The 7872-nt window shown below is 44.0% G+C and carries 10 protein-coding genes; 6 read left to right on the plus strand and 4 right to left on the minus strand.

All coding sequences use genetic code 11. From position 1 onward, the window contains the following. The first annotated feature begins 158 nt into the window (after positions 1-158). Together Q7V32_RS08005 and Q7V32_RS08010 are read left to right on the plus strand one after the other, a co-directional pair. Entirely contained in the window at positions 159-770 is a 612-nt protein-coding gene (locus tag Q7V32_RS08005; RefSeq protein ID WP_304896457.1) for a hypothetical protein, read from the plus strand. 225 nt (positions 771-995) lie between these two features. Further along, on the plus strand, positions 996-1379 hold the full coding sequence (locus Q7V32_RS08010; RefSeq protein ID WP_304896458.1) for a hypothetical protein: 384 nt from the start codon (positions 996-998) through the stop codon (positions 1377-1379). Between the two features lie 266 nt (positions 1380-1645). Here Q7V32_RS08010 and Q7V32_RS08015 read toward each other — a convergent pair whose 3' ends face one another. Next, positions 1646-2080 (minus strand): UPF0158 family protein, encoded by a 435-nt coding sequence (locus Q7V32_RS08015; protein ID WP_304896459.1) that lies wholly within the window; start codon positions 2078-2080, stop codon positions 1646-1648. A 67-nt stretch (positions 2081-2147) separates the two neighbouring features. Beyond that, positions 2148-3779, minus strand: coding sequence for a DNA recombination protein RmuC (locus Q7V32_RS08020; protein ID WP_304896460.1), 1632 nt, complete (start codon positions 3777-3779; stop codon positions 2148-2150). Positions 3780-4035: 256 nt separating this feature from the next. Here Q7V32_RS08020 and Q7V32_RS08025 point away from each other — a divergent pair, with 256 nt between their 5' ends. From Q7V32_RS08025 to Q7V32_RS08040, 4 genes are read left to right on the plus strand one after another with little or no spacing between them, the layout of a single operon-like run. After that, a complete protein-coding gene (locus tag Q7V32_RS08025) occupies positions 4036-4332 on the plus strand; it encodes a DUF6763 family protein (RefSeq protein ID WP_304896461.1) in 297 nt (98 codons plus the stop codon). Between the two features lie 15 nt (positions 4333-4347). Beyond that, a complete protein-coding gene (locus Q7V32_RS08030) occupies positions 4348-5196 on the plus strand; it encodes an ATPase (RefSeq protein WP_304896462.1) in 849 nt (282 codons plus the stop codon). An 11-nt stretch (positions 5197-5207) separates the two neighbouring features. Next, on the plus strand, positions 5208-6272 hold the full coding sequence (locus Q7V32_RS08035) for a homoserine O-succinyltransferase (RefSeq protein ID WP_304896463.1): 1065 nt from the start codon (positions 5208-5210) through the stop codon (positions 6270-6272). After that, positions 6273-6740: a nucleoside deaminase gene (locus Q7V32_RS08040; RefSeq protein WP_304896464.1), complete on the plus strand. Its 468-nt coding sequence runs from the start codon at positions 6273-6275 to the stop codon at positions 6738-6740. 265 nt (positions 6741-7005) lie between these two features. Here the strand turns inward: Q7V32_RS08040 and Q7V32_RS08045 are convergent, their stop codons facing one another. Together Q7V32_RS08045 and Q7V32_RS08050 are read right to left on the minus strand one after the other, a co-directional pair. Further along, entirely contained in the window at positions 7006-7566 is a 561-nt protein-coding gene (locus Q7V32_RS08045; RefSeq protein ID WP_304896465.1) for a hypothetical protein, read from the minus strand. 118 nt (positions 7567-7684) lie between these two features. Then, on the minus strand, positions 7685-7872 hold a 188-nt coding region (locus Q7V32_RS08050), incomplete at its 5' end, for a zinc ribbon domain-containing protein (RefSeq protein WP_304896466.1).

Here is a 7872-nt window from a genome sequence, read left to right on the forward strand (position 1 = left end):
CATTTTAATCAGCGTGATCGAAACCTGCCGTAAAAGACAACAATCCCCTTGGCTTTATTTGGCTGTCGTCATTGATCATCAGCGGACCGGACGGCCGATTCCAAAATTGCCTCCAGTGGTCTGGGGGTCTGAATAGTTACCTTGGGACAATCATTATATTGACTTCCTGTGCCACTCCAAAAAAAGAAGAAACCCCAACTGGCAGTTCAAAATCAAGCAAGGCAGTACAACAAGTCATTGATGAATTAGGCTTAGTCTATGTCGAAGAGGGAGCAAATTCTATTATTACTTACGATGAAGTTAATGCTGCACAACAAGCGTGGTGTGATGCTTTGGTAAAAATAGGAAAATTGAAAGAAGAAGGTGGCGATTACAAGGCTTATGCTGAAAAAGTGCTTTCAGAAGCATACAACTACGATTATGGGAAAGTGTTTTTTAAGCCAACTTTGGCTTTCGGCGACCAGACGTTTAGAAATGATAAAAAAGGCGCATTAGCCTATTTTGTTGGCGGAGATCCAGATTATCCCAATGACAAAGGCTTTGCCCTTAAGCCATGGGTAAAAGCTCAATACGACAACACAGGTGATAATAATGAAGGGATACAAATATATGGCTCAGTAGCAATAACAATGGGTAATGTGTGGGTTACCGATAAGAGCGGTAATGAAGTGATGGTAGATAAAACGTGGGTTTTCAAAAAAGGAAAAGATGGAAAGCTAAGAATCATCGTTCATAAGTCTTCTTTACCCTATTCACCATATGTTGAATAAATAACTCAGAGGTTGGACTAACCAAAATAAGCAGGGATGCTCAACCTTGGCAAAAATATTTTTCATAACAAGACGAATATTATGTCGTTATAGTCCATTACCTTCGTTGTTAATGGGGTAAATAACAGTGCAATCGTATATTAATGACGTAAAAAACTACAAACTTGACTAAAAGGCAGTACTGACAGAAGCCAACCTAAATTATCAAAATCAAAGGTATTGATAATGACAAAAAATATTGCTTATAAGGTGTTGTTAACGGTGTTGGTCTTATTGGCAGTGGTATTTTATGATATGACCCTGCCCTTAATTAAAATCATTATACAGTTAAAAATCAATATCTTAGGGTTATTTTTAGAACCACTACTGCAATCGACTTTTGAAATAGAGCTTCGCCAAGCTCGGATCATAGCTGCTTGGATCTATCTGCTCATAGCAATTGTTATATCGGGTTATTTGTTTCTTAAAATTCATCAGGCTTTATTCACTTTTTTTCACACGGCTCGTCAATCTTGGTTAGCCCAAAACAGATTGCAGAAAATAAGTCATTTCCTGCTTTTCAGCTTGCTGTTTATAGCAATTGGTAAAGCAGTCTTGGTTTTTGTTTAATGCGCTGAATGAATTTCTTGCGAAAAGGAACATACGGGAACAGGTCTTGCATTCACACATCCGGCCTGAAATTACGTTCAAACTTTGCGTAGCTAATATGTGGCTCAGTTTTTTCAGCGTTACGCAAGACTGCTAACGTTAGCTGAACTCTACGTCAATACTCATAGTGGTAGCGAAGCTGGGCAATAAAGCGGTAACTGGATAGGAAGCCCACCTTATAAGCTTGTATTTTCGGGATTGTGGAGATTTTCTCGGGCAATGTTGGGTTAGCTATCGCCAGATCCAAGCTCTAAGTCATTTTCTTCGGCCCATTCACAGAGGGCTGATTTAATGGCCTCTTCTTCGTATTTATACCAAGCATCAAGCAGACCCTCTCGTTCAAGTAAGTCTTTAAATCGTGAGTAAGCTCCGCGTTTTCGGAAGAAAGCATGTGCCTGATCGGACTTATCCGGAAGCACTTCTTCAATAAACTGGAGCGCCAGGTTTTTTCCTAAATCCAGATCAAATTTATGAGGTACAGCAATGTACTTGCTTTCGTCCTCATAATCTTCGGGTAATTCAGTGTCGACATCAACCAACTCCGAACTGAGGTAGACAGCTCCGGTCTCTTTATCCAAGTAGGCGGCATTCTCAAAAGGTGCGCCAGCACTTACCCAATCGTAAGCGTCAACCAGATCTGAAAATTTAATGGTAGTGGACATGGTACGGGTCTCAACTAAAAGATAATGAAAACTACACCAGTTAGGCTGGCGACAGCCCAACCAACCGTCACAGCGGCTCCCCAATGACCGGCTCGATTAACGCCACCGCAACCTCTTTATCGACATCCAGCCCCAGAATCTCAACACCGCGTAATTTTTTCTCCATGGCACTGGTACGCGTGGTTTGCAGTTTTTCCAACGACCCCGAAGCCGTCGAGAGCTGTTTATGGACCAGCGCCAGCTGCTCGCTGTATTTGGCAAACTCTGTCTTTACTTCGGCCAGCACTTTCCATACTTCACTGCTGCGCTTTTGCACGGCCAAGGTTCTAAAGCCCATATGTAAACTGTTCAATAATGCCGACAACGTCGTCGGACCGGTAATCGTAATCCGGTAGGTACGCTGCAAGCGTTCGAATACATCAGGATGGCGCAATACTTCAGCAAACAGGCCTTCTACCGGTAAAAACATGATGGCAAAATCGGTGGTATGGGGAGGATCAATATATTTGCTGCTGATATCTTTAGCAAAACTTTCCACTGTTTTCAATAGTTGTTTTTGGGCGGCATCAATTTCCAGAATATTGCCTTCCTCAAACCCATTTAACAGCGCTTGGTAACTTTCCAGCGGAAACTTGGAATCGATGGGCAACCACACCGTTTTTTCATCGGATTTGCCCGGTAATTTGATCGCATATTCCACGTTAGCCTGACTGCCTGCCTTGGTTGCCACATTGGTCGCATACTGATCTGGCGACATGATTTGCTCGAGAATATTACCTAATTGATATTCACCTAAAATGCCTCGGGTTTTGACATTGGACAACACTTTTTTCAGATCGCCGACACCTACAGCCAGCGTTTGCATTTCGCCCAAGCCTTTGTGTACCTGCTCCAAACGATCACTGACCTGCTTAAACGATTCCCCCAAGCGCTTCTCCAGCGTGCTTTGCAATTTCTCATCCACTGTTCTGCGCATTTCGTTTAGTTGTTGGCTGTTATCTTCGCGTATCGCTTTCAGTTGCCGCTCTATCGTGTCTTTTATTTCTGTGATGCTGGTTTTGGCCAGCTGACTGGCTTCGAGTTGCTGCTTATTTAAATCGGAAAACTTGATGCGCAATTGTTCATTAAAGTCTTTAATATTTTCAGCAAACTTGGCCTCAAATGATTTGAGGCCTTCGTTAAGTTCCTGACGATTAATTTTGGCGTCGATTTTCATGCTTTGATCAAAAGCATCAAACTTTTGAATACTGTGTTCTCTGAATTCGTCCTGTTTCCGGTTTAACGCCTCGCTGGAAGCCTGAATAGTGAGGGTCATGCCTTGTTTAAAATCAGCTGAATGACCGATCAGCCGTTCAGATAATTCATTCAAAGTATTTTTGAAGCTATCCAATTGCTTGTTTTGCAGAGTGCTGTTTTCGGTGATCCTGTTCAGCAATGTATCCTGAAAGTTTTTAAAAGCCTCCTGCATTTCCCGCCGGTTTTCCGAACTGACTTCCCGTAACTCTTTTCTGGATTCGATGAACCCCTCTTTCAGACTACTGCCATGGAGTTGTTGTAAATGAAGCAATTCCTGCATGCCCGCGTCAGACGCCAAATTGATCAGATGCTTGAGTTTGAGCAGCACACTCATCATCGCAATCAATAAAAGGATGAGAATAACGCCGTAAACAACGGATAAAACAAAATAGGAGTCGGTCATTGATCAGTCCTTACAGGATCAGGTGGTAAACATGTTGAAATTAGCTGTAATTTTTCTTTGCTTTACCTGCATATTCAGCTAATTTTTTAAAAATAAAAGAGACGGGGTCGTTGGAAGACAAAGACGAGTCGGAACCACTCTTTTTAGGATTTTGCAGCAAGCATTAATCGGGTATAGTAAAAAGATAACCGCAGTTAGTAAATCAAAGTAAGATTAACTGCATAAGGATTTTCTACTCAATAATGAGGATGTAGGCATGACTACCATAACAGATCCCGTCATCGATAGATGGTACAAAGATGTTGAGAACAACCTGACATTCAAGGTTGTTGCTATTGATGAAAGTGACGAATCTATAGAAGTACAATATCTAAACGGCGAGATTGGCGAATATGACAACGACAGTTGGTATACTTCGACCTTCGATTATATTGAAGCGCCGGAAGACTGGAGCGCTCCTTATGAACTGGAATCGGATGATCTGGGTTACAGCGATCCCGATGATCATACCCGCTTAATTGACGATGAAAACTTCACCGACTATCTGGAATAACAGGAAACAAATTCAATGAGAATGAGTGCGCAGGAATTCCTGGACTGGGAATCCAAAAGCATTACCCTGCTGGCCATGTCCGGCGCAGGAAAAACCACGTTGGCGAATAAACTGCCCAAGGAAAAATGGTTTCACTATTCCGGCGACTACCGTATCGGCACCAAATATCTGGAAGAGCCGATTCTGGACAATATCAAACAGCGCGCTATGGCGGTGCCTTTTTTAAGAGAACTGTTACTTTCTGACAGTATCTACATTTGTAACAACGTCACTGTTGAAAATTTAGCCCCTGTTTCGAGTTTTCTCGGAAAAATGGGCAATCCGGATCTCGGCGGTTTATCTTTAAAAGAGTTCAAAAGACGTCAACAACTCCATCATCAAGCTGAAATAGCTGCGATGTATGACGTTCCCGACTTTATCAAAAAAGCCGAAGACATTTACGGCTACAAGCATTTCATCAACGATGCGGGCGGCAGCGTTTGTGAACTGAACTGTCCTGAGGTGCTGGAAACATTGGCAAAGCATACGCTGATCGTTTATATCAAAATCCCGTCTGAACTTGAACAAACCATCATTGCGCGTGCTAAAAGCGATCCCAAACCGCTTTATTACCGGGAAACGTTTCTTGATGAAAAGCTGGATGCTTTCATGAAGGCATTTAATTACAACGATCCCAATTTAATCCCCCCTGATGACTTCGTAAGCTGGGTCTTTCCGGAATTATTCAAAGCCCGCGTACCGCGTTATGAAGCTATTGCCTCGCAATATGGTTATACCATCAGTGCTAATGACACAGCATTGGTCAATAACGAAGATGATTTTATCCAGCTTATCGCTAAAGCGATTGCTGAACAGCACAACTGAGCGATAGCGTAATGCCTTTAGTCGCCTATAACGATTTACCGTCCTTTGAACGCTTGCGTGCGGAGGGCGAAGAAATATTAACCCCTGAACGCGCCAGTCGTCAGGACATCCGCGAAATGCATATCGGTCTTTTGAACATGATGCCGGATGCTGCTCTGGAAGCCACTGAACGGCAGTTTTTCAGACTGGTCGGTGCGTGTAATCAGATCACCCAATTTCATGTCCACCCGTTCACCATTGAAGGTTTACCCAGAAGTCCGCAAGCCCAAATGCATATCGACCGTTATTATGAATCGTTTGATACCATCAAAAATGACGGCCTGGATGCATTGATTATCAGCGGCGCTAATGTCACCCATCCCAAACTGGACGAAGAAGCATTCTGGCAGCCTTTAAGCGAAGTTTTTGACTGGGCCAAGCAGAACGTACCCTCAGCACTCTGCTCCTGCCTTGCTACGCATGCGCTGATTCAATATTGTTACGGCATAGAAAGAACCCCTTTACCGGCAAAACGCTGGGGGGTATTTCCACATAAAGTACTGGATCGGACGCATCCTCTGGTTGCGGAAATCAACACACGTTTTGATGTGCCCCACTCCCGGTTTAACGAAATTTTTCAGGCCGACATGGAAGCGCATGGCCTAAAGATTCTGGTTGCCGGCAAAGAAGCCGGTGTCCACCTCGCCACGAGTCCGGACGGATTTCGTATCGTTTTCTTTCAGGGCCACCCGGAATACGATGACATCAGCCTGTTGAAAGAATACAAACGTGAAGTACTGCGTTTTTATCATGCAGAAAGGGATGATTACCCGCCCTTCCCGGAAAATTATTTTAATGCTGTTTGCCGACAGCTCCTGGAAGAGTATAAGGAACAGGTTATCGCAGCTAAAAATACCAAGAATATACCGGCCGAATTTCCGGAAGCACTGCTGTTGGAACATATTGACAATACGTGGCGAGACACCGCCAAGGCCGTCTTCAATAACTGGCTGGGCAAGATTTATCAAATCACCGATCAGGATAGACGAGTCCCTTTTATGACCGGCATCGATCCGGAAAACCCCTTAGGTTTATAAATGCATGAAACGTATTTAAAACAGGCAATCGCATTGGCTTGTGAAAATGTCGATTCAGGAGCAGGTGGGCCTTACGGTGCCGTTATCGTTAAAGATGGCGTTGTCATTGCTGCCAGCGGCAACAAAGTGACTCAGAATATGGACCCCACTGCCCATGCTGAAATTATGGCCATTCGTAGTGCCTGCCAGCATTCGGGCAGCTTCAAGCTTCAAGGCTGCACGCTTTATTCCAGCTGTGAACCTTGCCCCATGTGTCTCGGCGCCATTTACTGGGCGAGGATAGACCGGGTATTTTTTGCGTGCAATCGCTTTGATGCGGCAATGGCCGGATTTGATGACAGCTTCATTTACGAGCAAATTCCGCTGGACCCCTCCATTCGATCGATACCCATGCTGAACATAGACTTGGAAGAAGCGGAAACGCCTTTTAAACTCTGGAATAAAGCAACGGATAAAATTCCGTATTGATTTGCAGAGATCGTATCGGCAAACACGACCGAATAGCAAAAATCTAAAAAAACCTTCCCTGGCTTTACTCCCTTTTGATTGAAAAACCGTCTAAGAATAGAAGGTATGGGATGTGGCTATCGAGGACCGCCGTGAACCCCTCCATGGGGGCTTGACGGCAGCAATCCCTCCTGCCGACATCCTCGCTAGCCACACCCCATACCTTCATAAAGTTAACCATTTTTTGAGTATAAAGGGAGTAGTTACAGATCAACCGCTATGATTTTTATTGAACAGGCGCACTGTTTTCTTTTTCAGGCTCAGCCGCTTTGGGCGTCTGATCGACTGCCTGAGTTGCATCAACTTTTGGTTCAGCCGCCACTTGAGGCGCTTCAGCAGGCGGCGCGGCTTCAGGGACTGGAACCGGCTCAGCAGCTTGTCCTGAATTTGCTACTTTCAGCAACCATCCGTCCGAACCCCGGCAACCAAACTCGGCTTTGGCATCAACATTGACTCTGACAAACTTACCGTTTAACGAAGCAGGCAGTTTTGTGCTGATTTTGTAAAAAAGATTCTTGTTTTCAATCGTCAAGGGCAGTTTTTCATTTTTAGCCTTCACGACCAGCGTATTGATATCGGTCCAGCCAGAAATGGTGAAGTGAATTTCCGATTCAGGGGGCACTTCAACTTTATTATCCTGACTGTATTCAGGCAGGTTAAATCCCAAAATTTTAGGCGTTTTGCAAAGCGCTTTTTTTTCCTCTTCCGTTAAAGCCCACGCTCCGGAAGAAATCAATAATCCCCCGATAACAGCCAAGCACTTGAATAAATTTTTATTATTTTTCATGTTATCCTCACTTCACTTTATTATTTTCTCAATCAGCATACTGGCGGCCTACCGCTCTGAACAACCTATGATTTTCAATTAAACCTAAGTTTTTCTTCCTGATTCATAGAGAATAGTTTCACACTACCAATAGCTTAGCGTCAGCGCTTTTCTCTCCACAGGCTAGCACCGTAGAGCTTACGGCATAATTCTTTAAATTTATTGCTGCGTTTAAATCACGGTCTAGCGTGTTTCCGCACTCGCAGTTCATCGTTCTATCCGATAACTTCAGTTCATGGATAGCGCCGCATACACTGCAGGTTTTAG

This window comes from Methylicorpusculum sp., assembly GCF_030651835.1.
In the GTDB taxonomy this organism is placed as follows: Bacteria; Pseudomonadota; Gammaproteobacteria; order Methylococcales; family Methylomonadaceae; genus Methylicorpusculum.

Excerpts from the sequence above, each read along its gene's own strand:
- Q7V32_RS08010 (WP_304896458.1), top strand. The coding sequence starts at position 996 with ATGACAAAAAATATTGCTTATAAGGTGTTGTTAACGGTGTTGGTCTTA.
- Q7V32_RS08015 (WP_304896459.1), bottom strand. The coding sequence starts at position 2,080 with ATGTCCACTACCATTAAATTTTCAGATCTGGTTGACGCTTACGATTGG.
- Q7V32_RS08020 (WP_304896460.1), bottom strand. The coding sequence starts at position 3,779 with ATGACCGACTCCTATTTTGTTTTATCCGTTGTTTACGGCGTTATTCTC.
- Q7V32_RS08025 (WP_304896461.1), top strand. The coding sequence starts at position 4,036 with ATGACTACCATAACAGATCCCGTCATCGATAGATGGTACAAAGATGTT.
- Q7V32_RS08030 (WP_304896462.1), top strand. The coding sequence starts at position 4,348 with ATGAGAATGAGTGCGCAGGAATTCCTGGACTGGGAATCCAAAAGCATT.
- Q7V32_RS08035 (WP_304896463.1), top strand. The coding sequence starts at position 5,208 with ATGCCTTTAGTCGCCTATAACGATTTACCGTCCTTTGAACGCTTGCGT.
- Q7V32_RS08040 (WP_304896464.1), top strand. The coding sequence starts at position 6,273 with ATGCATGAAACGTATTTAAAACAGGCAATCGCATTGGCTTGTGAAAAT.
- Q7V32_RS08045 (WP_304896465.1), bottom strand. The coding sequence starts at position 7,566 with ATGAAAAATAATAAAAATTTATTCAAGTGCTTGGCTGTTATCGGGGGA.